Here is a 23,580-nt window from a genome sequence, read left to right on the forward strand (position 1 = left end):
GTGTGTGCGTCGTGCTTCAGCCTCGGACGTTCATGTGCTCCGGGAGCCACAGGGCGAGTTGCGGGAAGAGCATGATCAGCGCGATGGTGATGGCCATCATGACCACGAACGGCCAGATCGAGCGGTAGATGTCGATCAGCGTGATCTCGCGCGGCGCGAGCGAGCGCATGAGGAACAGGTTGTAGCCGAACGGCGGCGTGATGTACGCGATCTGGCAGGTGATGGTGTAGAGCACGCCGAACCAGATGAGCTGGTTGCTGAAGCCGAGGTCGAGAGTCTTGACCAGCGGCACGTAGAGCGGCGCCACGATCACCAGCATCGCCGTGTCGTCGAGAAAGATCCCCATGACGATGAAGCTGATCATCATCATCACGATGATGGTCCAGGGCGAGAGGTCCCACTGCCGGATGAACAGGTTCTCGATGGCCCTGACGGCGCCGAGCCCGTCGAACACGGCGCCGAAGGCGAGGGCGGCCAGGATCAGCCACAGGAACATGCACGACACGGCGAGCGTCTTGAGCGACGTGTCGCGGATCAGCTTCCACGTGAAGCGGCGCTTGACGATGGCGGCGAGCGTCGCCGCCGTGGCGCCCACGGCGGAGCTTTCGACGAGGCTGGTGTAGCCGAAGACGAACAGGCCGGTCATGAAGAAGAAGATGGCGAAGGGAATGATCCCGGCCCGGGCGAGCGCCAGCTTCTCGCGCAGCGGCATGTTCAGCTCTTCCGCCGGGACGATGGGGGTCAGCGCCGGATTGCGGCGGGCGCGCAGCAGGATATAGGCCACGAACATGGCCGCCATGATGAGGCCGGGCACGAGGCCGGCGAACCACAGCTTCGAGACCGGCTGGCGCGCGATCATGCCGTAGAGCACGAGCACGACCGACGGCGGGATCAGGATGCCGAGCGACGAGCCGCCCTGGACGACGCCGGTGATCAGGACCTTGTCGTAGCCGCGCCGCAGCATCTCGGGCAGGGCGATGGTCGCGCCGATGGCGATGCCTGCGACGGAGAGCCCGTTCATCGCCGAGATGATGACCATCAGGAAGATGGTGCCGACGGCAAGCCCGCCGCGGATGCGCCCGCACCAGACATGCAGCATCTTGTAGAGATCTTCGGCTATTCCCGATTCCGCCAGGATGTAGCCCATGTAGATGAACATGGGCAAAGTCAGCATCGGGTACCAGTTGAAGAGCTTGAACACCTGGTTGAACGGCAGCTCGATGGCGCCGTTGCCATAGAGCAGCAGCGCGGCGCCGGACGCGACGAAGCCGATGGCGGCGAAGACGCGCTGTCCGGTCGTCAGCAGGACGACCATGGACGCGAACATGAGAAGCGCGATCGTCTCGTAGCTCACTGCAGCTTCTCCCCGCGCAGGACGGCGAGATGCTTGAGGACGAGCGCGAGCCCCTGCATGAGCATCAGGATGAGGCAGGCCACCATCAGCGACTTGATGGGGATGACCGACGGGTTCCAGATCGAGAAGCGCCGCTCGTCCGTGGCGATCGCATATTGCAGGCTGGAGATCGCACCGAGGAGCAGGACGGCGAGATAGAAGATCAGGCAGACCGAGGTCAGGAGATCGAGCCTTGCCCGGCCGCGCTCCGTCAGGGTCGAGTACCACAGGTCCATGCGCACATGGCTGTCGTTCTTGAGCGTGAACGCCCCGCCCATGAAGTAATAGGCCGCAAGGGTGAATTGCGTGAGCTCGATCGCCCAGTGCACGGGCATCCTGATGAAGTTCCGCGTGAAGGCGTCGAACATCAGCGTCCCGCCCATCAGGAAGATCAGCGAGGCCGCCAGATAGCCGACATAGTCGGAAATGCGGTCGATAAGACGGACGTATCTCACGACAATGCCAGGCATACGCCGCCTCCCGACTGCCTTCACCATGCCCTGCCGCGCCGGCCCCGCTCTCATGGCGAACCGGGGCGCCCGGTCAGCGGCCCTTGCTGCAGGAATACCGTGCCACTCGCCGGCTCCTCGCGGCCGCCGCGAGCCGGCTTCCTGACGCTTGATGATGCAACACCTGTTCCCCTGGAAGATGCCCGTTCGGGCATGCTCCCCGTGCCGGTCCATTCCTTGTTTTGGCGAGCCTATCGGCCGTCGCACCGGGATGCAAGCCGGTAGCCGCTCGGCTTGTGACCGAGTTTCGAGCATGAGCCTGCCGAATTTTTGCCTGTCGGGGCGAAAAAAGCGTCAAAACACCGGCCGAATGGTCATCCCTCGTCGACCGAACGGCCTGATCGGTTGACCGTTTGATGATGGCGCCCTAGGAATGGCGCAGGCTGCCGCGCGAGCCGGATGTGGAATCGGGATGGCCGGCAGGTCCCGTCGCTCCGGTGCGCTTCCCGCAGCGCTGACGGCTCCATCCCAGCAAGAGGCCCCGACCGTGCAACCCTCCCGACGCCATGAAGAGATCGTCTCGGTCTTGCAGCGCGCAGGCGAAATGAGCGTCGAGGCGCTGGCCGAGCAGCTCAAGGTGTCGCGGGAGACGATCAGGCGCGACCTCGCCCGGCTCGACGAGGCCGGCAGGGTCCGCAAGTTCCATGGCGGCGCACGGGCCGTTCCGGTGGCGGGCGCCTCCGAGAAGGAAGGACCGTTCGCCCAGCGCATGGCCCAGAACGTCGAGGCGAAGCGCCGGATCGCCCGCGCTGCCGGCCGTCTCCTGGCGCCGGACGATGCCGTCTTCATCGATACCGGCAGCACCACGGTCTTCCTGGCGGAGGTTCTGGCCGAGCTGCGCTCTCTCGTCATCATCACCAACTCGCCGAAGATCGCCTCGACTGTGGCGAGCAACGGCACGCACAAGATCTTCCTGATCGGCGGCGCCTATGGCGCCGATGCGGGCGAGACGCTGGGGCCGCTGGCGCTCGAGCAGATCGTCAAGTTCCGCGCCCGGTGCGTCATGCTCACCATCGGCGCCATCGATGCGTCCTGCATCATGGACTACGATCTTCAGGAGGCCGAGGTCGCCAAGGCGATGATCGAACGCGCGGAGCGGACGATCGTGCTCGCGGACCACGACAAATTCGAGCGGCGCGCCGTCTTCGAGGTGGCTCCGCTCACCGCCATCGACACGCTCATCACCGATGCGAGGCCGTCGGCCCTCATGACGGGAGCGCTCGCAGAGGCGGGCGTCGACCTCATCGTCGCCGAGGAGAATGGCTGACGCGGCGGCCTCGCGCAGGAGCGGGACCGTGCTAGCATTGCCTCGTTAAGTGGGTACGGAGATCCTGGCACGAGGGGGTGGATCGCATGGCTGAGTTCACCGCCGATCTCGGCGGCACCCGCTACGTCTTCGCCGGGCTTTCCGAGCTGCTCGCCGCCGCCTCTCCGCCGCGCTCCGGCGACGAACTGGCCGGCATCGCGGCGGTGAATGCGGCGCATCGCGCCGCCGCGCAGCAGGCGCTGGCGGAGGTGCCGCTCGCCCGTTTCCTCGACGAGGTCGTGGTGCCTTACGAGACGGACGAGGTCACGCGCCTCATCATCGACGGCCACGACGCCGCGGCCTTCGCGCCCGTGGCCCACATGACGGTCGGGGACTTTCGCGACTGGCTCCTGTCCGATGCGGCGACGACGCCGGTCTTGACGGCGCTGGCGTCCGGCCTGACGCCGGAGATGGTGGCGGCGGTGTCGAAGCTGATGCGCAACCAGGACCTGATCGCCGTTGCCCGCAAGTGCCGCGTCGAGGTCGCCTTCCGCACGACGCTCGGCCTGCCGGGGCGGCTCGCCAGCCGCCTGCAGCCCAACCACCCGAGCGATGATCCTGCCGGCATCGTCGCTGCCACGCTTGACGGGCTTCTCCTCGGCAGCGGCGATGCCGTCATCGGCGTCAATCCGGTTACCGACAGCGTCGGCAATGCCATCACCCTGCTCGAGGTGCTGGACGAGTTGCGCCAGCGCCATTCCATCCCCACCCAGAGCTGCGTGCTCACCCATGTCACGAACACCATCGAGATCATGGCGCGGGGCGGGCCGGTCGACCTCGTCTTCCAGTCGGTCGCCGGCACCGAGGCGGCCAATCGCGGCTTCGGCGTCGACCTCGCCATTCTGCGCGAGGCGCACGAGGCCGCGCTGTCGCTGAAGCGCGGCACGCTCGGCGACAATGTCATGTATTTCGAGACGGGGCAGGGCTCGGCGCTGTCCGCCGATGCCCACCACGGCGTCGACCAGCAGACGCTGGAGGCGCGCGCCTATGCCGTCGCCCGCGCCTTCCGGCCGCTGCTCGTCAACACCGTCGTCGGCTTCATCGGGCCGGAATATCTCTACGACGGCAAGCAGATCATCCGCGCCGGGCTCGAGGACCACTTCTGTGGCAAGCTGCTCGGCCTGCCGATGGGCGTCGACGTCTGCTACACCAACCACGCCGAGGCCGACCAGGACGACATGGACACGCTGGCGACGCTGCTCGCCGTCGCCGGGGTCAACTTCCTCATCGCCGTGCCGGGGGCCGATGACGTGATGCTCAACTACCAGTCGCTCTCCTTCCACGACGTCCTCTACCTGCGCTCGACCCTCGGCCTGCGCCCGGCGCCGGAATTCGAGGCATGGCTCGCGGGGACGGGCCTTGCCCGCCCTGACGGGCGCCTGCGCGCGCTCGATCAGGATGCCTTGCCGGCGCAGCGCTTCCTCGCCCTTGCGAGTGGCACCGATGGCTGAGCGGCCTCCCGTCCGGCACGAGCCCGATCCGCAGCAGCCCGATCCATGGGCGCGGCTGAGGGCCGCGACCCCGGCCCGCATCGGCCTCGGCCAGGTGGGCGATGCCCAGCCGACGCGCGCGGTGCTCGCCTTCCAGGCCGCCCATGCCCTGGCGCGCGACGCTGTCCACGCCCGGCTCGACGCTGCCGCGCTCGCGGCGGCGCTGGCCGATCCGCCGGCCATCCGCGTGCGCAGCCTCGCGCCGGACCGGCCGACCTATTTGAGGCGCCCCGACCTCGGCCGCCGGCTCGATCCCGCCTGCCTGCCGTCGCTGCCGAAGGGCGACCACGACCTTGCCCTCATCGTGGTGGACGGCCTCTCCGCCACGGGCATCGCCGCCCATGCGCCGGCGCTCGTCGCCGCCATCAAGGCGCGCCTGCCGCGGGACCTCGGGCTCGCCCCGCTCGTCGTCGCCGAAGAGGGCCGCGTCGCCCTCGGTGACGAGATCGCCGAGGCGCTTGGCGCCCGGGCGGTCGTCGTGATCATCGGCGAGCGACCCGGCCTGACGGTGCCGGACAGCGTCGGCGCCTATCTCACCTATGCGCCAAAACGCGGCACGCGCGACGCCGAGCGCAACTGCATCTCCAACATCCACCGCAACGGCGGGCTGTCCTATGCCGCGGCGGCGGACAAGATCGTCTGGTTCGCCGGCGAGATGCTGCGCCGGCGCCTCAGCGGCGTCGCCCTCAAGGACGATCAGCTCATTTCCCTGACGGGCTCGGCCTCGTAGGCGTCATGCAGCAGGGCGATGAACGGCTTTGCCTCCGGCAGGACGTTCGAACCGATCGCGGTCACTGCGATGCCCGGCGTCCACGAGTTCATCACGGCCGCGCCGGATAAGGATTGGAGCTTCTCCAGGGTGATCTCCTCCCGGCGCTGGGGGATCCCCAAGCGATCGAGCTGCCGCTGCACGATGCCCATCGTCGTGCCGGTCAACATCGCGGCCTTCGGCCAGATGACGGCGTCGCCATCCCAGAAGGCGAGGTTCCAGATGGTGGCCTCGCTCAAGCGCCCCTGCCGGTCGAGGAAGGCGGCGTCGTCGAACCCCTGGCGTATGGCCTGGTGCAAGTAGTGGGTCTTGCCCACCTCGCCGACATGCTTGATGGCGGCGAGCGGCCGCTCGTAGTCGACCGCAGCCAACCGGAGCGGCCCCTTTGGGCCGCTGGATGGTGCCGCCGTCCGCACGAGAACCGCCGGCTCGACATCCATGCTGTCCGCCGTGAACTCGCCCTTGCGCGAAAAGACTGTGGCCGTCAGGGACAGGTCTTCGGGGCCCGCCGCGATTGCCGCCGCGATCCGGGACGCGACTTGCTCGTCGGGCAGCGCCCTTCCGAAAAGCGCGATGGATGCCTCGCGCAGGCGCGCCAGATGCAGATCCAGTCCCTTGACCCCGCGGGCGCGCACCTGCATCGCCGTGAAATGGGCGAACCCGGCGAAGGCCAGGGGTATCAGCTTATCAGGGGTGGCCGGGCGCCCGTCGATCCAGGCCCCATGAAGGCTGGCGTCAGAAGACATGGTCTTGCTCCTCGTTGTGTTCACATCGATGAGCAAGGGGCTTAGGGTCTGACAGTGCTGTCAGAGTCAAGGGCGTGACATGAAGATCGGCGAACTGTCCAGACGCACCGGCGTCAGCATTCGCATGCTGCGCTATTATGAGGCCGAGGGGCTGCTGAAGCCGCAGCGCACCACGGGCGGTTATCGGGACTACGACCTGGCCGAGGTGCGCACGGTCGAGCGGATCAGGCTGCTCGGCTCGGCGGGCATGACGCTGGCGACCATCCGGCAGTTTCTGCCGTGTGTGCGCGGAGAAGGTCCGGTCTTCGAGCCGTGCGACGAACTGCGTACCGTTCTCAACGAGCAGATCCGTCTCGCCGACCTGAAGGCGGAGAAGCTGGCCCAGAGCCGGAAGGTTCTCGAAAGCTTCCTGCTGGAGATCGGGGAGCGCTAGCGTCAGCCGCGGCGCGCGTGGAGGATGAAGCGCGTATAGGTGAGGGTGCGCAGCTTGTCGGCGAAGGTCGCGCCCCGGCGCTGCGCCGCGCCGATGCGCGCATGGCTGCCGCGGCGGATGTCCGTGAAGCCGGCGGCCGAGACGAGCCCGGCGAGCGCTTCATAGGTCAGGCCGTCGCTGAAAGGCAGCTGCTGCATGATCGCCGCGTGCCGGGCGCGGCTCGTCGCGTCCCGCCCGCCCGGCACGGCCGCGCTCTGCTGCTGCCGGGCGATGAGCCACGCCGCCAGCCGCCCGACGAGGCCCTGCCGCACCCAGTCGCCATCGAAGATGAGGAGATGGCCGCCCGGCTTGAGGACGCGGTGCCAGTCGGCGAGGGCGGCGCGGGGGTCCGTCAGCGTCCACACGAGATGGCGGCACACCACGGCGTCGTAATGTCCGTCCGGCTCCATCGTGTTCTCGGCGTCGGCGAGGATGAAGCGTGCCCGCGGGTTATCACGGTGCTTGTCCCGCGCCAGCTCCAGCATGGCGGGCGAGAAGTCGAGCCCCGTCACCTCGTGGCCGAGCCCGGTCAGGACCCGCGTCACCTCCCCCGTGCCGCTGGCGAGCTCGAGCACGCGCAGGGGCGCCGCGCCGAGCCGCTCGCGGACCTCCCGCGTCCAGGCGTCGAACTGCGGGCCGGCGGCGATGCGATGCTGCACGTCGCGATCGAACGTCGGCGCCCGGTCCGACCAGTAGGAGCGGATCTCCTCCTTGAGCGAGAAGTTCGACAAGGGAGCGGATTGGGTCATGGCGCCTTCCTGTCCTCACGCCCGGCCTTTGTGGGTCGTGTGCGGGCGCGCAGTATTAGGCCGGCATGGAAGCGCGAACAAGCGCTTTGGCGCGGGTTGCCTGCGACAATTCTTCCAGAGGTTTCTTTTAAATTGTTCTAATTCATGTAATGCACATTGTATCAGTTAAAAAAGATAGCGATTGACCCTTTCGAATACATTCTCTACCTGCCTGCCCCAACTTGCCCGGTGTGGTGGAAGGCGACAATGCAGTTTCTTCGCAAGGTGACGGTGGCGGTCGCGATGGCGGTGTCTCTCGCGGCTCCCTTGGCGGCTCCTTCGGCGGCGTGGGCCGAGACCGTCAAGGTGACGGATGTGCTCGGCCGGGAGGTCGAGGTCAAGGCGCCGGTCGAGCGCATCATCCTGGGCGAGGGGCGCCAGATCTATTTCGTCGCCACGCTCGACAAGGACGATCCCTTCAAGCGCATCGTCGGCTGGCGCGACGACCTGCCGAAGGCCGACCCGGACAACCACAAGGCCTATCTCGCGCGTTATCCGGACATCGCGAAGCTGCCGACCTTCGGCGGCATGAAGGAGGGCTCGTTCGACGTCGAGCAGGCGATCGCGCTGAAGCCCGACGTGCTCTTCATGAACATCGAATCGAAGGTCGCGAGCGACGAGGCGAAGCTGGTCGAGAAGCTCGCCGCCGTCGGCATCCCGGTCGTCTATGTCGACTTCCGCGAGCGGCCCTTCGAGAACACCGAGCCATCCATGCGCCTCATCGGCAAGCTCTTCGGCGAGGAGGAGAAGGCGGAGGAGTTCATCGCCTTCCGCGCCGCCGAGATCGCTCGTATCACCGACCGGCTGAAGGGCGCGAAGGTCGACCAGCCGCTGGTCATGATCGAGCGCGCGGGCGGCTATTCCGACGACTGCTGCATGTCCTTCGGCCGTGAGAACTTCGGCAAGATGGTGGAGATCGCCGGCGGCCGCAACCTCGCCGCCGACCTGATCCCGGGAACCTTCGGCGTCGTCAATCCCGAGCAGATCGTCGCCGCCAATCCGGACGTCGTCATCGTCACCGGCGGCAACTGGGACGCCTATGTGCCGGGCGGTGCCTGGGTGGGCCTCGGACCGGGCACGGACCTCGCCGAGGCGCGTCGCAAGCTCGTGAACCTCACCCAGCGCCCGGCCTTCGCCCACACCGCCGCCGTCGGCAACGGCCGCGTCCACGCCATCTGGCACCAGTTCTACAACAGCCCGTACCAGTTCGTGGCCATCCAGGCGATCGCCAGGTGGCTGCATCCGGAGCTGTTCAAGGACGTCGACGCCGACGCGACCCTGAAGGCGCTGCACGAGCGCTTCCTGCCCCTGCCGTACAAGGCCGGCTACTGGGTCTCGCTGGAGAAGGCGCAGTGACCGTGACCGGCGACACGATCGCCGCCGAGCAGCCGGAGGGAGCGCGGTTCGCCTACCGCGCTCGCACCCTCCGCAAGCAGCTCATCCTGCTCGCGCTGGCGGTCCTGCTGCTCACGAGCCTCGTCGCCGACATGATGCTGGGCCCGGCGCGCTACGGCGCCGGGGAGGTGCTCGCGGCGCTGTTCACGCCGGATGCGGCGCCCGTGGCGGTGCGCGTCGTCATCTGGGACATCCGCCTGCCGGTCGCGCTCATGGCCGTCGTCGTCGGTGCAGCGCTCGCGATCGCCGGAGCGCAGATGCAGACCATCCTCAACAACCCGCTGGCGAGCCCCTTCACGCTCGGCATCTCGGCGGCGGCGAGCTTCGGCGCCGCGCTCGCCCTCGTCTTCGGCATCGCCATCGTGCCTTTCGCCATCAATTATGTGGTGGCGGTGAACGCCTTTCTCGCCGCCATGGCCGCGGCGCTCATCATCCACGTGCTCAGCCAGCGGCGCGGCGTGACCACCGAGACCATCGTCCTCCTCGGCATCGCGCTCGTCTTCACCTTCAACGCCCTCCTGGCGCTGCTCGAGTTCTTCGCCTCGGAACAGGCGCTCGGCGCCGTCGTGTTCTGGACGATGGGCAGCCTGACCAAGGCCACCTGGCACAAGCTCGCCATCACCACGGCCGTGCTGGCGCTGTGCCTGCCGGTCTTCGTCCGCCGCGCCTGGGCGCTGACGACGCTCCGGCTCGGGGACGACAAGGCGGCGAGCTTCGGCATCGACGTGCGCCGGCTCAGGCTCGAGACCATGCTGCTCGTCAGCCTGCTCGCGGCCGTCCCCGTCGCCTTCGTCGGCACCATCGGCTTCATCGGCCTCGTCGGGCCGCACATCGCCCGCATGATCATCGGCGAGGACCAGCGCTTCTTCCTGCCGGCCTCGGCGCTCGCCGGGGCGGCCATCCTCTCCGCCGCCTCCGTGGTGAGCAAGTCGCTCATCCCGGGCCTCGTCTTCCCCATCAGCATCGTCACGGCGCTGATCGGCGTGCCCTTCTTCTTCAGCCTCATCCTCTCGACGCGGAGGCGGTCATGGTGAGTCTCGAGTTCGTCGGCGTCGGCGTCCGCTACGGCCGGCGGGAGATCCTCTCCGGCATCACCACGCCTCCGCTGCGGGGCGGGGAGGTGGTGGCGGTGATCGGCCCCAACGCCGCCGGCAAGTCGAGCCTCTTCCGCCGCATCGCCGGCCTGACGCGCGGCCCGGGCGAGGTCCGCGTCGGGAGCCCCACCGGCCGGGCCCCGTGCTACCTGCCGCAGGACACGGCCGTGAACGCGGTGCTCACCGTCCATGAATCCGTCCTCCTCGCCAAGAAGCAGGGCGGCTCCTGGCGCGTCAGCGACGACGAGCTCGCCGCCATCGACGCCGTGCTGCGGGCGCTCGCCATCGAGGATCTCGCCTTCCGTTCCCTCGGCGAACTGAGCGGCGGCCAGCGCCAGCTCGTCTCCATCGCCCAGACGCTGGCGCGCGAGCCGGAGATCGTGCTGCTCGACGAGCCGACGAGCGCGCTCGACCTCCACCGCCAGTTCGAGGTGCTCTCCCTCGTGCGCCGCCTCGCCAGCGAGCGGGGCTTGTGCGTGCTCATCTCCCTGCACGATCTCAACCAGGCGCTGCAGGTGGCCGACCGTGTCATGGTGCTCGCCGGCGGCCGCCTCGTCGCGCTCGGCCCGGTGGCCGAAGTCATCACCCCGGCGCTGCTTGCCGAGGTCTACGGCATCGCCGCGCGAATGGAGCGCACCGCATCCGGCGCGCCCTATGTGGTCGTCGAGGGCTCGCTGAAGGACGCCGCCGCCCCCCGTCAGAGCCGCGCCGCCTGAGGACGGCCCCTAGAACTCCGCGACCTTGCCGAAGGCGGAGCCTTCGAGCCGTTCCGGCCGGTAGGGCGCCGGGTCGACGATGGGTTTCGCGCCGGTGATGAGGTCTGCGATCATGTGGCCGGCGCCGGGGCCGATCCCGAAGCCATGGCCGCTGAAGCCGGCCGCGAGGATGAAGCCAGGCAGGGCCGCGAGCTCGCCGATGGCCGGCACGCCGTCCGGCGTGCTGTCGATATAGCCCGCCCAGCGCGCCGCGACGGGGACGGCGTCGAGGGCCGGCAGCAGGCGCCGGGCCCGGGCGTGCGTCTCGGCGATCTGGCGCGGATCGGGGGTGGGATCGAGGATCCGCGTCGCCTCCATCGGCGTCGGCGCGTCGAGCCGCCAGCGCGCGAGCGTCTCGTGCCCGGCCCGCCAGCCCTCGAGTCCGCCAGGAGCGAGGCTGCGCCAGCGCCGGAGGAACATGGGCACGAACTGGCGGGCGAAACGCAGCTGCTGCGGGGTCGGATCGACGCGGGCGCCGCCGCTGATCGCCAGCGTATGGCCCCCGTCGGCGCGGCGCGTGACGGAAACCTCGGTCGTATGGAGCGCATCGGGCAGGCCGGTCGCGCCCGGAGCGACGGAGAGGATCGACGCGCGTACGGAGGACTGGGGAAAGCGGATGCCGCGCTGGTTGAGGAAGGAGGAGGCCCAGGCCCCGCCCGCATGGACGACGGTCGCGGTGCGGATCGTGCCCTTCTCCGTCACGACGGCAGCGACGCGCCCGCCGGCCGTCTCGATGCCGCGCGCCGCGCAGAACTGATGCACCGTGCCGCCGGCGGCCATGATGCCGCGGGCGATCACCGGAGCGGCCCGGGCGGGGTCGGCCGTGCCGTCGCTCGGGGAAAAGACGCCGCCCTTCCAGCGCCGGCCGGTCGCGCGGCCGCGGGCGGAGGCCTCCTCGGCCGAGAGCATGTGCGTGACGACACCTGCGCCCGCGGCGAAATCGCGCCACTTGGCCCAGATGGCGAGCTGGGCCTCGTCGTCGCTGAGATAGAGCAGGCCGCAGCGGCGGAAGCCGAGGTCCTCGCCGATCTCCGCGGCGAGGCGGTCCCAGAGCGCGAGGCTCTGCGTCGCCATCGGCAACTCGCGGGCGTCGCGGTTCTGCTGGCGGCACCAGCCCCAGTTGCGGCTCGACTGCTCGGCGCCGATCCTGCCCTTTTCCAGCAGGGCGACCTTGAGGCCGCGGCGCGCGAGATAATAACCGGTTGAGACGCCCACGATGCCGCCGCCGATCACGACGACATCGGCCCGCTCGGGCAGGGTCGGGCTGGTCTCGATATCGAAAAGCGGCGCCGGCATCTTGGGTCTCCCTGGATGCAACGACCCTAGCGCGCGCGCAGAGGGCGCGGGCACCGCAGATCGAGCCGGCGCGGCATTTCCTTTCGCGGCCACCCTGGCTATCCGCGATATTATTCCGGTAACGCCTGCGGATTTCTTGATTTTTCTACGGCAGTATCTGCTGTATGGTTGGTGCAGGCTGTCGCCCACGGCCAGCTCGCGAGAGCAAGACGGCGCCTCGAAGGCGAAGCGCCCAGCCCCACGAGGTTCCGATGAAGCTCGACCAGATCGACGTCAAAATCCTCTGCGAGCTGCAGAAGAACGGCCGGATCACCAATGTCGAGCTGGCCGATCTCGTGCACCTTTCGCCGAGCCCCTGCCTGACGCGGGTCAAGAAGCTGCAGCAGGAAGGCTATATCCTCGGCTATTCGGCCCTCATCAACATCGGCAAGCTCGGCCAGACGCTGACGGTCTTCACCGAAGTGACGCTGAAGAACCACCGCCAGATCGATTTCGCCCGCTTTCTCGCGGCCGTCGACAAGCTCGACCAGGTGGTCGAGTGCCATCTCGTCTCCGGCGGCTACGATTATCTCGTCAAGTTCGTCACCAGCGGCATCATCGAGTACCAGACGCTCATGGAGCGGCTGATCGACCTCGACATCGGCATCGACAAGTATTTCAGCTTCGTCGTGCTGAAGTCGCCGATCGTGAAGCCGCACCTGCCGCTGACGAGCCTCTTTCCCGTCAGCGCGTGACGGCTTTCAGCGCTTCGCGAAGGCGGCCACGAGCTCGGGGTCGCGCTCCAGCCGGTCGAGCCATGTCGGGTCGAGCTTCGGCACCGACGACATCAGCAGGCGGGAGTAGGGGTGCCCGGCGGCGCTGCCCACATCGCCGGCCGGCAGCTGCTCCACCTTCTCGCCGCGATACATGACCGCGACCTCGTCGCAGATCGCCTGCACGGTGTGGAGGTCGTGGCTGATGAAGACATAGGACAGGCCGAGCTCGCGCTGGAGGTCCTTCAGCAGTTCGATGATGGCGGCGGCGACCACCGTGTCGAGCGCCGAGGTGATCTCGTCGCACAGGATGAGGTCGGGATCGGCGGCGAGGGCGCGCGCCAGGTTGACGCGCTGCTTCTGACCGCCCGACAGCTCCGCCGGAAGCCGGTGCTTCAGGGCGCGCGGCAGATGCACCAGGTCGAGCAGCCGGTCGATGCGGGCGTCGCGCGCCGCGCCGCGCAGGCCGTGGTAGAAGGCGAGCGGCCGGCCGAGGATGTCCTCGATCGACTTCGCCGGGTTGAGCGCGGTGTCCGCCGACTGGAAGACGATCTGCAGCCTGCGCAACTCGTCCGGGCTACGGTCGCGTGCATGAGGGGCGACGGGCTTGCCGTCGAAGTAGATCTGGCCCGAGGCGGGCGGGATGATGCCGGCGATGGTGCGGGCGAGCGTGGACTTGCCGCAGCCGGATTCGCCGATGATGCCGAGGTTGCGGCCGCGTTCGAGCCTGAAGCTGACCTTGTCGACGGCGAGGATCAGCGGCGTCCCGTCGGCGCCGGGCTTGCCATAGCCGGCGCTCACGGCCTCGAGCTCCAGAACCGGCCGGGCGGCGTCGCTCTCCGCCGCCGCCTGCGCCGCGACCCGGCCGGGCGGGGAGAAGGCGGCGAGCAGCTCGCGCGTATAGGGGTGCTTCGGTGCGGACAGGATCTCGCTCGTCGTGCCGATCTCCTGCACCTCGCCGCCCTTCAGCACGACGATGCGGTCGGCGATCTGGGCGACGACGGCAAGGTCGTGCGAGACGTAGACCCCGGCCATCCGGCTCTGCCGCATGACGGACTTGAAGGCGCGCAGCACCTCGATCTGCGTGGTGACGTCGAGCGCCGTGGTCGGCTCGTCGAAGATCACGAGCTTCGGGTCGCCGATCAGCGCCATGGCCGCCGACAGGCGCTGCAGCTGGCCACCTGAGACCTGGTGCGGATAGCGCGTGCCGATCGTCTCGGGCGAGGGCAGGGAAAGGGCGCGGAACAGCTCCACCGCCTTGGCCTCGGCCGCGGCGCGCGGCATCAGGTCGTGGATGCGGGTGATCTCGATGACCTGATCCATGATCCGCTGCGCCGGGTTGAAGGCCGCGGCGGCGCTCTGCGGCACATAGGCGACTTCGCTGCCGCGGACCCTGGTCCGCTCCTTCTCGGTCAGCCGTGCCATGTCACGTCCTGCGACGCGGATGCTGCCGCCGGCGATGCGGCAGCCCGTCCGCGTATAGCCGAGCAGGGTCAGCGCGATCGTGGTCTTGCCCGACCCGCTCTCGCCGATGAGCGCGACGATCTCGCCTTCGGCGATGTCGAAGTCGACGCCCTTGATGATGTCGACGCGCCGGCCGGCATCGGTCGTCGCCTCCACCTTGAGGTTCCGGATTTCGACGAGGTGGCTCATCAGGCGCTCCGATCCCGGATCTTCTGCGGCAGGTTGTCGATCAGCAGGTTCACCGCGATCGTCAGGCTGGCGATGGCGAAGGAGGGCGCCATCACCGCCGGGGCGCCGAAGGGCAGGCCCCCGATGTTCTCGCGCACCAGCGCCCCCCAGTCGGCCTCGGGCGGCTGCACGCCGAGCCCGAGGAAGGACAGGCCCGAGAGCAGCAGCACGATGAAGACGAAGCGGATGCCGACATCGGCGAAGACCGGGCCGATGATGTTCGGCAGGATCTCCGAGCCGATCAGATAGCCCAGCCTCTCGCCGCGGATGCGGGCCACGGTCACGAAGTCCATCGTGTTGACGTTGACGGCGAGCGCCCGTGCGAAGCGGTAGGAGCCAGGCGTGTAGATGATGGCGAGGGTGAGGATGAGCACGGGGATCGAGGAGCCGACGCCGGCCACGACGACGAGGCCGAAGAGCTTGCTCGGGATGGAGTTCAAGGCGTCGAGGAAGCGGCTGAGGGCCGCATCGAACCACCCGCCGCTGACGGCAGCGGCCATGCCGAGCGTCACCCCGGTGGTGCAGGCGATGAGCGTCGCGGCGAGCGAGATGCCGACCGTGTAGCGCGCCCCGAACAGGATGCGCGAGAGCATGTCGCGGCCGAGATAGTCGGTCCCGAGCGGAAATTCGGCGCTCATCGGGCCGAAATAGTCGAGGTCGACGATGTCGCCGACGCCGTGCGGCGTCAGGTAGGGCGCCAGGATCGCGACCGCCGCCCAGGCGACGACGACGGCGAGGCTCGCCCAGCCGGTCAGGTTGAACCGGTAGCCCGGAAGGCGCGGCTTGAAGGTGGGGGAGACGTCGATGGCCATGGCTCAGCGCAGCTTCGGGTTCGACAGGATGGCGATGATGTCCGCCGTCGTGATCAGCAGCAGGTAGACGAAGCAGAAGATCATCGCGCAGCTCTGGATGAGCGGCAGGTCGCGCGTCGAGACGGCATCGACCATCAGCTTGGCGATGCCGGGATAGTTGAAGATCGTCTCGACGATGATGACCCCGCCGAGCAGATAGGAGAGCGACAGGGCCACGGCGTTGACGATCGGCCCGAGCGCGTTGGGCAGCGCATGGCGCAGCACGATGCGCGTGCGGGACGCGCCCTTGAGCCGCGCCATCTCGACGTAAGGGGTGTTGAGCGCCTCGACGACGGCCGCCCGCGTCATGCGGATCATCTGCGCGGAGATGACGAAGCTCAGGGTGAAGACCGGCATGGCGTAGATGCGGATGAGCTCGCCGAAGGAATCGACGTTGCGCGCGATCGAGAGCGAGGGCAGCCATTTCAGCCAGACGGCGAAAATGAGGACGCCCGCGGTCGCGACCATGAACTCGGGGACCGATATCACCGTGATCGTCGCCGTGGTGACGGCGCGGTCGTAGAGCGTGCCGCGCAGCATGGCCGAGGTGATGCCCAGGGCGAGCGCGATCGGGACCGAGAACAGCGCCGTTGCGGCCGCGAGCTGCAGCGAGCTCTTGAGGCGCCCGCCGATCAGCTGCGCGATCGGCATGTTGTTGGCGTAGGACGTGCCGAGATCGCCCGTCGCGAGGCCGCCGAGCCAATAGAAGAAGCGCAGGATCGCCGGATCGTCGAGATGCATGGCCGAGCGCAGGCCAGCCACCGCCTCGGGCGTCGCGGCCTGGCCGAGGAGAACCTCGGCCACGTCGCCGGGCAGGATCTGCGTCGCGCCGAACACGACGAAGGACACCACGAAGAGGGTGAACAACGCGACGAGGAGGCGGCCGCCCAGCAGGGACAACAGGTGAGTGTTCATCGGGCGCTCCTGCAGCTGGCACCTCCAGGCGGAGTGTGACACGAGGAAGGGGGACCGGGCCACATGGGACCCGGCCCGCGAGCACCTTCTGCCGGCCGGATCCCGTCCGGCGGCGAAATGCCCTGCTCTCAACGCGCTACAAGGCAAGCAAGATTCAGGCCTCGAGCCACACGTACTCGGCGAAGGCATAGCCCATCATGCCGCCGAGCGGGTTGGGCTGGAGGCCCTTGAGCTTGCTGGAGATCGCGTCGACGTTCGAGATGTAGACGGGGATCGCGGTGCCCGCCTCATCGGCGACCATCACCTGCATCTCGCCGTAGATCTCCTTGCGCTTGGCCTCGTCGAGCGAGCCGCGTGCCTCGAGGAGCATCCGGTCGAACTTCTCGGACTTGTACTGGCTCTCGTTCCACGGCGCGGTCGAGGCGTAGAGCAGCGAGAACAGGATGTCCGGGGTCGGCCGCGGGTTGATGTTGCCGAAATGGACGGGCGCCTTCAGCCAGTAGTTCGACCAATAGCCGTCAGACGGCACGCGCTGGATGTCGAACTTCATGCCGACGGCGTTGCCGGCCTGCTGGATGAGCACCGCCATGTCGATGGCCGCATTGGGCGCCTCGGAGGTGACGATCGGGATCGACTGGCCGAGGAGACCCGCCTTCTCGAAGTGGAACTTCGCCTTCTCGGGATCGAACGCCTTCGGCTTCAATTCCTTGTTGTGGTAGACGTTGGCGGGCGAGACCGGCTGGTCGTTGGCGATCTCCGCAAGACCGCGCAGCGCCGATTTCTGGATCTGCTCCCGGTTGAGCAGGTATTTCATGCCCGTCACGAAATCCATCTTGTCGCCCGGAGCCATGTCGAGGCGCATGTTGAGGTTCGTGTAGTTGCCGGAGGTGGTCTTCGACAGGGCGACGCCGGGCTGGCTCTCGACGAGGCGCATCGAGCGCGGGCTGATCGAGGCCGCGAGCTGGATGTCGCCGGACAGGAGCGCATTGACGCGGGCCGTGTCCTCCGAGATGGCGAAGAATTCGAAGGAATCGAGGTTCGCCCCGCCGGGCTTGAAGTAGTTCTTGTTCTTCACGCCGATCGAGCGCACGCCGGGCTCGAAGTTTTCGCAGACGAAGGCGCCGGTGCCGTTCGCCTTCGAGAAATCCGTGGTGCCGTCGGCGACGATCATGAAATGGTGCATCGCCAGGATGGTCGGCAGGTCGCCGTTCGGGGCCGCCAGCGTGATCTGGACCGTCAGCGGGTCGACGGCCTTGAAGTCCACCATCTGCTTGGCGATGGCGTTCACCTTCGAGCCGGTGGCCGGGTCGAGATGGCGCTTCAGCGAATAGATGACGTCGGCGGAGGTGAGCGGCCGGCCGTCGTGGAAGGTCACGTCCTTCTTCAGCCTGATCGTCCAGACCTTGGCATCCTCCGTGCCGATCGCCTCGGCGAGTTCCATCTGCAGGACGCCGCCCTGGTTGAGGAAGGTGAGCCTGTTGTAGAAGGCGCAGCAGCGGACATAGTCCGTCGACAGCGAGGCCTTGGCGGGGTCGAGCGTGTCGGCGGTGGAGGACGACCAGCCGGCCGCCTTCAGGCTTCCGCCCTTGACCGGGGTATCGGCCAGCGCCGAGCTGGCGCGGGCGAGCACGAGGCTGCCGGCCGAGGCGGCGAGGCCGCCGGCCATCAGCATCTGCAGGAGGTCGCGGCGGCTGGCGCCACGGCGGATGGCATGTTCGACAAGGGCGTCGTCAGCGCCCGTCCAGCTGGAGGTGATCTTCTCGCTCACGGTCTTTCCCTTCTCTGGTTTTGTCGCCGGCGTTTGCCGCCGGCTTTTTGTCCGGTTCCGCCTTTCAGGCGGCCGGTTTGGTCCCGGCGGCATCGGCGAGGCCGGCCATCGAGATGAAATGGAAGTCGGGCTCGGTGAAGCGCTCCGGCTCGATCGTGCCGCCGTAGCCGGGCTGGGCATGGCGCCGCTGGATCCAGCAATTGGTGAGGCCGAGCCGGCGCGAGATGCCGATGTCGTGGTACTGGCTCTGCGCCACGTGCAGGATCTCGTCGCGCGAACCGCCGTCCTTCCCGACGAAGGCGAAGACATGCTCGAAGAAGGCGGGATCGGGCTTTTCCGTCCCGGTGTCGTCGACCGTGAAGCCGGCGTAGAACGGATCGCCGAGGGCGCGGGAGAAGTGCGCGAAGGCCCAGCGCTGGGCATTGGTCATGGCGATGAGCTTGTAGCGCCGCGCCAGCCGTGCGAGCGCGTCGGCGCTGTCGGGGAAGGGCCGCCAGTCCTTCACGCTGTCCCGCAGGCGCTGGCCATGGGCGGCGCCCGAGGGCAGGCCCAGCTGCGGCGCGATCACGCCGTAGACCCGGGCGAGATCGTCGGGGAAATGCCCGACATCCGGCATGTAGCGGGCGGCGCGATAGAGCGCGAGGGCCCCCTCGCCGTCGAAGGAGACGCCGGCCTCTCGGGCGATCTCCTCAAGGCAGCCGACAAGGCCGCCTTCGAAATCGATGAGCGTGCCCACGACGTCGAAGGTCATGTAGCGGAAATCGCCGAAACTCTTGGCCATGGTCCCTCCGCGTCCGTCCCGCCTGTCGCCGGCGGGACATCCCGTGATCACCTGCAATGCACAGTCACGTCATCGCCGCGCCGCTCGGGCGCCTGTTGCGATGCTTACGCTCTGTTCCCCTGCCGCGTCTGCGTCGGCTCTGAACTCTACTGTCTCACGCCCGGATCGCCGGATTCGCCGAATGTCGAAAACAGAGCGGCACAAAATTCCGAATTCGCCGGCCTGGCGGAATATCGGCTGCGGCGCCGGCCGGGCCGCAGCCCCTGCCTCATGCCATCGCGGCCCGCACGTCCGGGTCGGCGAGCGTCTCGTCGAGCGTCGCGCGCGTGCGCTCGACGATGGCGTCGATCTCGGCCTCGGTGCAGCACAGGGGCGGCGCATAGCCGAGCACGCCGTTGCCGAAGGCACGAATGATGAGGCCGTTGTCCCAGGCCCGGTCGAAGATGCGCTGCGCCGGCAGAGAGGCCGCCGGCAGGGGGGTCTTCCGCGCCTTGTCGGTCACGAGCTCGACGGCGGCCAGCATGCCGCGGCCGCGCACCTCGCCGACGAGCGGGTGGTCGGCGAGGCTGCGCAGCCCTTGCATCAGCCGCCTGCCGGCCCTGCGGCCGTTGTCGAGCAGCTCCGCTTCATAGAGGCGCAGCACCTCGAGCCCCACCGCGGCGCTGACCGGATGGGCGGAATAGGTATAGCCATGGCCGATCGCCGCCGCGCCCGCCCCGTCGGCGATGACGTTGTAGACGTGCCTCGCCATCAGCACGGCGCCCATGGGCACGTAGCCGGAGGTCAGGCCCTTGGCTGTCGTCATCAGGTCGGGGACGATGCCCTCGTCCTCGCAGGCGAAGAGCGGCCCGGTGCGCCCGAAGCCGGTGATCACCTCGTCGGCGACGAAGAGGATATCGAGCTCGCGGCACAGATCGCGCATCGCCTTGACCCAGCCGGGGGGCGGCACCAGGACGCCGCCCGACCCCTGGATCGGCTCGCAATAGAAGGCGGCGACGCGCTCGGGGCCGCCGAGGGCGTCGACCTTCGCCCTGAGCGCCGCGAGCGACGCGGCGATGACGGCCGCCGGCTCGGAGCCTGCCGGGTTGCGGTAGGTGTAGTGCGACGGAATCTTGTGCTGCCAGTCGTAGGGCACGCCGAAGCCAGCATGGAAGACGGGCAGCGCCGTCAGCCCGGCGCCGACGGTGGACGAGCCGTGATAGCCCTGCTCGATGGAGATGAACTGGTCCTTCTGCGGCTTGCCGCGCGCCTGCTGGTAATAGCGGATGAAGCGCACCGTGCTGTCGATGGCGTCGGAGCCGCCCAGCGTGAAATAGACATGGTCGAGGTCGCCGGGGGCCCGCTCGGCGAGCGCCGCCGCGAGCCGGATGGCCGGTTCGGAGCCGAGGCCGAAATAGCCCGTCGCGTAGGGCAGTTCCCGCATCTGGTTGGCGGCGGCCTCGACGATGCTGTCGTGGCCGTAGCCGGCATTGACGCACCACAGCCCGGCGAAGCCGTCGATGAGCTGGCGGCCGGTCGCGTCGGTGACGGTCGCGCCCTTGGCGGAGCGCAGCACGCGGACGCCGGCCTTCTCGTGGCCGCGATAGGAGGCGACCGGGTGGACCCAATGGGCGCGATCGAGCTCGATCAGCGAATTGCTCAACATGGCGGTTCTCCGGTTATCCGAGCGCCTGGCTGGCGAGGGCGAAGGGCTTGCACGGGGCGGACGGTTCGGGCCACGCGGGCCCGGTGCGCATGGCGATGCCGCCGCCCGCCTCCTTGAGGCCGCAGGCGGCGAGCCAGGGCGAAAGGCGCGTGAGCTCGGGCGTGTCGACACGCAGGAAGGCGCCCGGGCGGGCCGCCATCAGAAAGGCGATCAGGGCCTGCGCCTCCTCTTCGCTGCCGGCGATCACCGGCCCGATCACCTCGCCGCGCCCGAAGGGACGCAGCACGCCGTAGCCCGCGATCTGCCCGTCGGCAGCGCGCAGGACGGCCATGCGCCCCGCTTCGGCGAGGAGGCGCAGCAGAGAACCCCGGTCCATGCCGAGGGCGAGGCGGTCGAGCGCGGCAATCGCTATCAGGTCCCTGGCGCCGGCCCAGTCGACCCGGCCCTCGTGCGGCACCGCAACCGCTGCGATCCCGTCGGGCACGCCCTGGTGCTGGCGGATCTCGTGCGTCGCGCGGAAGCCGAGCTTTTCATAGAGCGGCAGGCCCTCCGCGGTCGCGACGAGGCGGCATTCCAGCGGGCCGGCGGCGGCGAGGGCCCTGTCCATCAGCCGGCGGCCGAGGCCGCGGCCGCGCATCTCGGCGGCAACGATGACCATGTTGATGGTCGCGGCGGTGTCGCCGAAGGGCGTCATCATCGCCGTGCCGACGACGGCGCCGTCCTCCAAGGCGACGAAGCCGCGGCTGAGCGACAGGACCATGGCCCAGTCCTCGCGCCGATGCGGCCAGTTCGCCTCCCGCGACAGGACGTGGGCGCCGTCGAGGTGGCTTTCGTCGAAAATCGCGAGGTCGATGGTGTCCTGATTCATGTGCCTCGGTCCGTTTCCCTTGCTCCATGAATAAGACAGACGCCGGCGCAGTTGCTCTTGTGGATCGGCACCGAGCGACATCTTCGACCGAAGGAGTGGGCGGGGACCGCATGGAATGCCAAAGCCCCCTGCAATGGGTGGGCGAAGGGTCCCTCCGGCAGTCCGCGCGGCGGTGGCAGGCGCAACTCTCTGCCAAAGGCCGCAAGGCTGACGGCACTTTGTGCTTCCCTGCGGCGGCAATGCGGTGCCCGGGGCCGGATCGGCCCGGACTATGATCGGTGCGGGAGCGAACCGACCTTTCGCCAGCAGGAAATGAACCCATGAGCGCCTTCAAGCCCAAATACGTCACCTTCGACTGCCACGGCACGCTGATCTATTTCGCCATGGCCGATGCCGCGCGCACGCTCTACGGCGAGAGGCTTAACGAGCCGCGCATGCAGCAGTTCATCGCCGATTTCGCCGCCTATCGGCTCGACGAGGTGCTCGGCGACTGGAAGCCGTATGAGGAGGTGGTCTACAACGCGCTCGCGCGGACCTGCCGCAGGAACGATGTCGCCTTCCACCCGGAGGATGCGCGCTGGGTCTACGAGCAGGTCCCGACCTGGGGGCCGCATCCGGACGTGCCGGCCGGCCTCGCGAAGGTGGCCAAGGAAATCCCGCTCGTCATCCTCTCGAACGCGATGGATGCGCAGATCCCCTCCAATGTCGCCAAGCTCGGCGCGCCGTTCCATGCCGTCTACACGGCCGAGCAGGCCGGCGCCTACAAGCCGCGCTTCAAGGCCTTCGAATACATGTTCGACATGCTGGGCTGCGGGCCGGAGGACATCGTGCACTGCTCGTCCTCGTTCCGCTACGACCTCATGTCGGCACACGATCTCGGCATCAGGCACAAGGTCTGGGTGAACCGCGGCCACGAGCCGGCGAACCCCTACTACGGCTACGTCGAGATCAAGGACATCTCGGGACTTCCCGGCGTCTTCGGCCTGTGAGGCAGCCCATGCAGTTCCGGTCCTACTGGCACGACACGGCGCCGCCCTTCGCGGGCGCAGCCTCCGGCCCGGTCGAGGGCGCCTATGACGTCGCCGTCGTCGGCGGCGGCTTCACGGGGCTCGCCGCCGCGCGTGCGCTCGCGATGGCGGGTGCAAAAGTCGTGGTGCTGGAGGCCGGCACCGTCGGCTGCGGCGCCTCCGGCCGCAACGGCGGCCATCTCAACAACGGCCTCGCGCACAGCTTCATCGCCGCCAAGGCGGCGCTGGGGACCGAGCGGGCGATCGCGCTCTACAAAGCCTTCGACGATGCGGTCGACACGATCGAGCGCCTCGTCGCCGAGGAGGGCATCGATTGCGCCTTCCGCCGCGCCGGCAAGCTGAAGCTCGCCTCCAAGCCCGGGCATCTTGACGCGATCGCGCGCAACTTCGAAGCGGTGCATCGCGAGGTCGATCCCGACACGGCCCTCCTCGGCCGGGCGGATCTTGCCGGCGAGATCGGCTCCGACGGCTTCCACGGCGCCATGCTTTCGAAGAAGAGCGCCATGATGCACATGGGTCGCTTCGTCACCGGCATGGCCGATGCGGCCGTGCGGCATGGCGCGGTGATCCACGAACATGCCCCAGTGACCGCGCGGCGGGAAGAGGGTGGCCGGCATGTTCTCGACACGCCGCGCGGCAGCGTCTCGGCCCGGGAGGTGCTGCTGGCGACGGGGGCCTATACCAGCGGGACCTTCGCCTGGTTCCGGCGGCGCATCATCGCGGTGGGCAGCTTCATCATCGCGACGCGGCCGTTGAGCGAGGCCGAGATCGCGGCGACCATGCCGGGCAACCGCACGGCGGTGACCTCGCTCAACATCGGCAACTACTTCCGCCTCGCGCCCGACAACCGACTGATCTTCGGCGGGCGCGCGCGTTTCTCGGCCACCTCCGATGAGGCGTCCGATGCGAAGAGCGGCGCCATCCTGCGGGCGAGCCTTGCACGCATCTTCCCCCAGCTGGCCGATGTCGAGATCGACTATTGCTGGGGCGGCCTCGTCGACATGACCAAGGACCGCTATCCCCGCGCCGGCCGCACCGACGGCGTCTGGTACGCCATGGGCTATTCCGGCCACGGCGCGCAGCTGTCGACGCATCTGGGCATGATCATGGCCGATGCGATCCTCGGCCGGTCCGACCGCAATCCCCTGAAGGACCTCGCCTGGCCGGCGGTGCCCGGCCATTTCGGCAAGCCGTGGTTCCTGCCGCTGGTCGGGCTCTATTACAAGATGCTCGACCGCATCCAGTAGGCCACATGACGCTGCAGGCG

The 23,580-nt window shown here is 68.5% G+C and carries 22 protein-coding genes; 10 read left to right on the plus strand and 12 right to left on the minus strand.

From position 1 onward, the window contains the following. Positions 1-16: 16 nt before the first annotated feature. A complete protein-coding gene (locus GGR16_RS16445; protein WP_019402950.1) occupies positions 17-1,354 on the minus strand; it encodes a TRAP transporter large permease in 1,338 nt (445 codons plus the stop codon). Next, a complete protein-coding gene (locus tag GGR16_RS16450; protein ID WP_019402951.1) occupies positions 1,351-1,863 on the minus strand; it encodes a TRAP transporter small permease subunit in 513 nt (170 codons plus the stop codon). The genes GGR16_RS16445 and GGR16_RS16450 overlap by 4 nt, the downstream gene beginning before the upstream one ends. A 526-nt stretch (positions 1,864-2,389) precedes the next feature. Between GGR16_RS16450 and GGR16_RS16455 the strand changes: the two genes are divergently transcribed. From GGR16_RS16455 to eutC, 3 genes are all read left to right on the plus strand, one after another. Next, positions 2,390-3,169 (plus strand): DeoR family transcriptional regulator, encoded by a 780-nt coding sequence (locus GGR16_RS16455; protein WP_183317293.1) that lies wholly within the window; start codon positions 2,390-2,392, stop codon positions 3,167-3,169. A gap of 86 nt (positions 3,170-3,255) precedes the next feature. Then, positions 3,256-4,659: an ethanolamine ammonia-lyase subunit EutB gene (locus GGR16_RS16460; RefSeq protein ID WP_183317294.1), complete on the plus strand. Its 1,404-nt coding sequence runs from the start codon at positions 3,256-3,258 to the stop codon at positions 4,657-4,659. Then, positions 4,652-5,428, plus strand: coding sequence for an ethanolamine ammonia-lyase subunit EutC (gene eutC, locus GGR16_RS16465; RefSeq protein WP_183317295.1), 777 nt, complete (start codon positions 4,652-4,654; stop codon positions 5,426-5,428). Before GGR16_RS16460 ends, eutC begins: the two co-directional genes overlap by 8 nt. On the opposite strand, the gene GGR16_RS16470 is transcribed toward eutC, so the two are convergent. Beyond that, positions 5,395-6,213 (minus strand): aminotransferase class IV family protein, encoded by an 819-nt coding sequence (locus tag GGR16_RS16470; protein ID WP_183317296.1) that lies wholly within the window; start codon positions 6,211-6,213, stop codon positions 5,395-5,397. The two genes, eutC and GGR16_RS16470, sit on opposite strands and share 34 nt — an antisense overlap. A gap of 79 nt (positions 6,214-6,292) precedes the next feature. On the opposite strand from GGR16_RS16470, the gene GGR16_RS16475 reads away from it, so the two are divergent. After that, positions 6,293-6,646: a MerR family transcriptional regulator gene (locus GGR16_RS16475; RefSeq protein ID WP_183317297.1), complete on the plus strand. Its 354-nt coding sequence runs from the start codon at positions 6,293-6,295 to the stop codon at positions 6,644-6,646. 2 nt (positions 6,647-6,648) lie between these two features. On the opposite strand, the gene GGR16_RS16480 is transcribed toward GGR16_RS16475, so the two are convergent. Continuing rightward, complete coding sequence (locus tag GGR16_RS16480; RefSeq protein WP_183317298.1) at positions 6,649-7,434, minus strand: class I SAM-dependent methyltransferase; 786 nt, start codon at positions 7,432-7,434, stop codon at positions 6,649-6,651. 246 nt (positions 7,435-7,680) lie between these two features. On the opposite strand from GGR16_RS16480, the gene GGR16_RS16485 reads away from it, so the two are divergent. The 3 genes from GGR16_RS16485 to GGR16_RS16495 are packed head-to-tail and all read left to right on the plus strand — an operon-like array spanning position 7,681 to position 10,678. Further along, on the plus strand, positions 7,681-8,829 hold the full coding sequence (locus GGR16_RS16485) for an ABC transporter substrate-binding protein (RefSeq protein ID WP_425486577.1): 1,149 nt from the start codon (positions 7,681-7,683) through the stop codon (positions 8,827-8,829). Next, positions 8,826-9,902: a FecCD family ABC transporter permease gene (locus tag GGR16_RS16490; protein WP_019402959.1), complete on the plus strand. Its 1,077-nt coding sequence runs from the start codon at positions 8,826-8,828 to the stop codon at positions 9,900-9,902. Before GGR16_RS16485 ends, GGR16_RS16490 begins: the two co-directional genes overlap by 4 nt. Continuing rightward, the gene (locus GGR16_RS16495; protein WP_019402960.1) at positions 9,896-10,678 is read left to right on the plus strand and encodes an ABC transporter ATP-binding protein; all 783 of its coding nucleotides are present in this window, start codon (positions 9,896-9,898) and stop codon (positions 10,676-10,678) included. The genes GGR16_RS16490 and GGR16_RS16495 overlap by 7 nt, the downstream gene beginning before the upstream one ends. Before the next feature lie 9 nt (positions 10,679-10,687). Here GGR16_RS16495 and GGR16_RS16500 read toward each other — a convergent pair whose 3' ends face one another. Further along, the gene (locus GGR16_RS16500) at positions 10,688-12,013 is read right to left on the minus strand and encodes an NAD(P)/FAD-dependent oxidoreductase (RefSeq protein ID WP_183317299.1); all 1,326 of its coding nucleotides are present in this window, start codon (positions 12,011-12,013) and stop codon (positions 10,688-10,690) included. Between the two features lie 251 nt (positions 12,014-12,264). Here GGR16_RS16500 and GGR16_RS16505 point away from each other — a divergent pair, with 251 nt between their 5' ends. Beyond that, positions 12,265-12,747, plus strand: a complete 483-nt coding sequence (locus GGR16_RS16505) for an Lrp/AsnC family transcriptional regulator (protein ID WP_019402962.1) — start codon at positions 12,265-12,267, stop codon at positions 12,745-12,747. Between the two features lie 6 nt (positions 12,748-12,753). Here GGR16_RS16505 and GGR16_RS16510 read toward each other — a convergent pair whose 3' ends face one another. From GGR16_RS16510 to GGR16_RS16540, 7 genes are all read right to left on the minus strand, one after another. Then, a complete protein-coding gene (locus GGR16_RS16510) occupies positions 12,754-14,418 on the minus strand; it encodes an ABC transporter ATP-binding protein (RefSeq protein ID WP_053194176.1) in 1,665 nt (554 codons plus the stop codon). Beyond that, positions 14,418-15,269, minus strand: coding sequence for an ABC transporter permease (locus tag GGR16_RS16515; protein ID WP_019402349.1), 852 nt, complete (start codon positions 15,267-15,269; stop codon positions 14,418-14,420). Before GGR16_RS16515 ends, GGR16_RS16510 begins: the two co-directional genes overlap by 1 nt. 3 nt (positions 15,270-15,272) lie before the next feature. Continuing rightward, positions 15,273-16,223 carry an ABC transporter permease gene (locus tag GGR16_RS16520; protein ID WP_183317300.1) on the minus strand — a complete coding sequence of 317 codons (951 nt, stop codon included), beginning with the start codon at positions 16,221-16,223 and terminating at the stop codon, positions 15,273-15,275. Between the two features lie 154 nt (positions 16,224-16,377). Beyond that, a complete protein-coding gene (locus tag GGR16_RS16525; protein WP_019402347.1) occupies positions 16,378-17,991 on the minus strand; it encodes an ABC transporter substrate-binding protein in 1,614 nt (537 codons plus the stop codon). 64 nt (positions 17,992-18,055) lie between these two features. After that, the gene (locus GGR16_RS16530) at positions 18,056-18,772 is read right to left on the minus strand and encodes an HAD-IA family hydrolase (RefSeq protein WP_019402346.1); all 717 of its coding nucleotides are present in this window, start codon (positions 18,770-18,772) and stop codon (positions 18,056-18,058) included. A gap of 268 nt (positions 18,773-19,040) precedes the next feature. Further along, entirely contained in the window at positions 19,041-20,417 is a 1,377-nt protein-coding gene (locus GGR16_RS16535) for an aspartate aminotransferase family protein (protein WP_183317301.1), read from the minus strand. Between the two features lie 13 nt (positions 20,418-20,430). Continuing rightward, positions 20,431-21,285 (minus strand): GNAT family N-acetyltransferase, encoded by an 855-nt coding sequence (locus GGR16_RS16540; protein WP_183317302.1) that lies wholly within the window; start codon positions 21,283-21,285, stop codon positions 20,431-20,433. A gap of 320 nt (positions 21,286-21,605) precedes the next feature. Between GGR16_RS16540 and GGR16_RS16545 the strand changes: the two genes are divergently transcribed. Both GGR16_RS16545 and GGR16_RS16550 read left to right on the plus strand, forming a co-directional pair. After that, positions 21,606-22,274: a haloacid dehalogenase type II gene (locus GGR16_RS16545; RefSeq protein WP_183317303.1), complete on the plus strand. Its 669-nt coding sequence runs from the start codon at positions 21,606-21,608 to the stop codon at positions 22,272-22,274. Positions 22,275-22,282: 8 nt separating this feature from the next. Continuing rightward, positions 22,283-23,560: an NAD(P)/FAD-dependent oxidoreductase gene (locus tag GGR16_RS16550; protein WP_183317304.1), complete on the plus strand. Its 1,278-nt coding sequence runs from the start codon at positions 22,283-22,285 to the stop codon at positions 23,558-23,560. Positions 23,561-23,580: the final 20 nt, after the last annotated feature.

Origin of the sequence: Chelatococcus caeni (assembly GCF_014196925.1) — a bacterium.
Lineage (GTDB): Bacteria > Pseudomonadota > Alphaproteobacteria > Rhizobiales > Beijerinckiaceae > Chelatococcus_A > Chelatococcus_A caeni.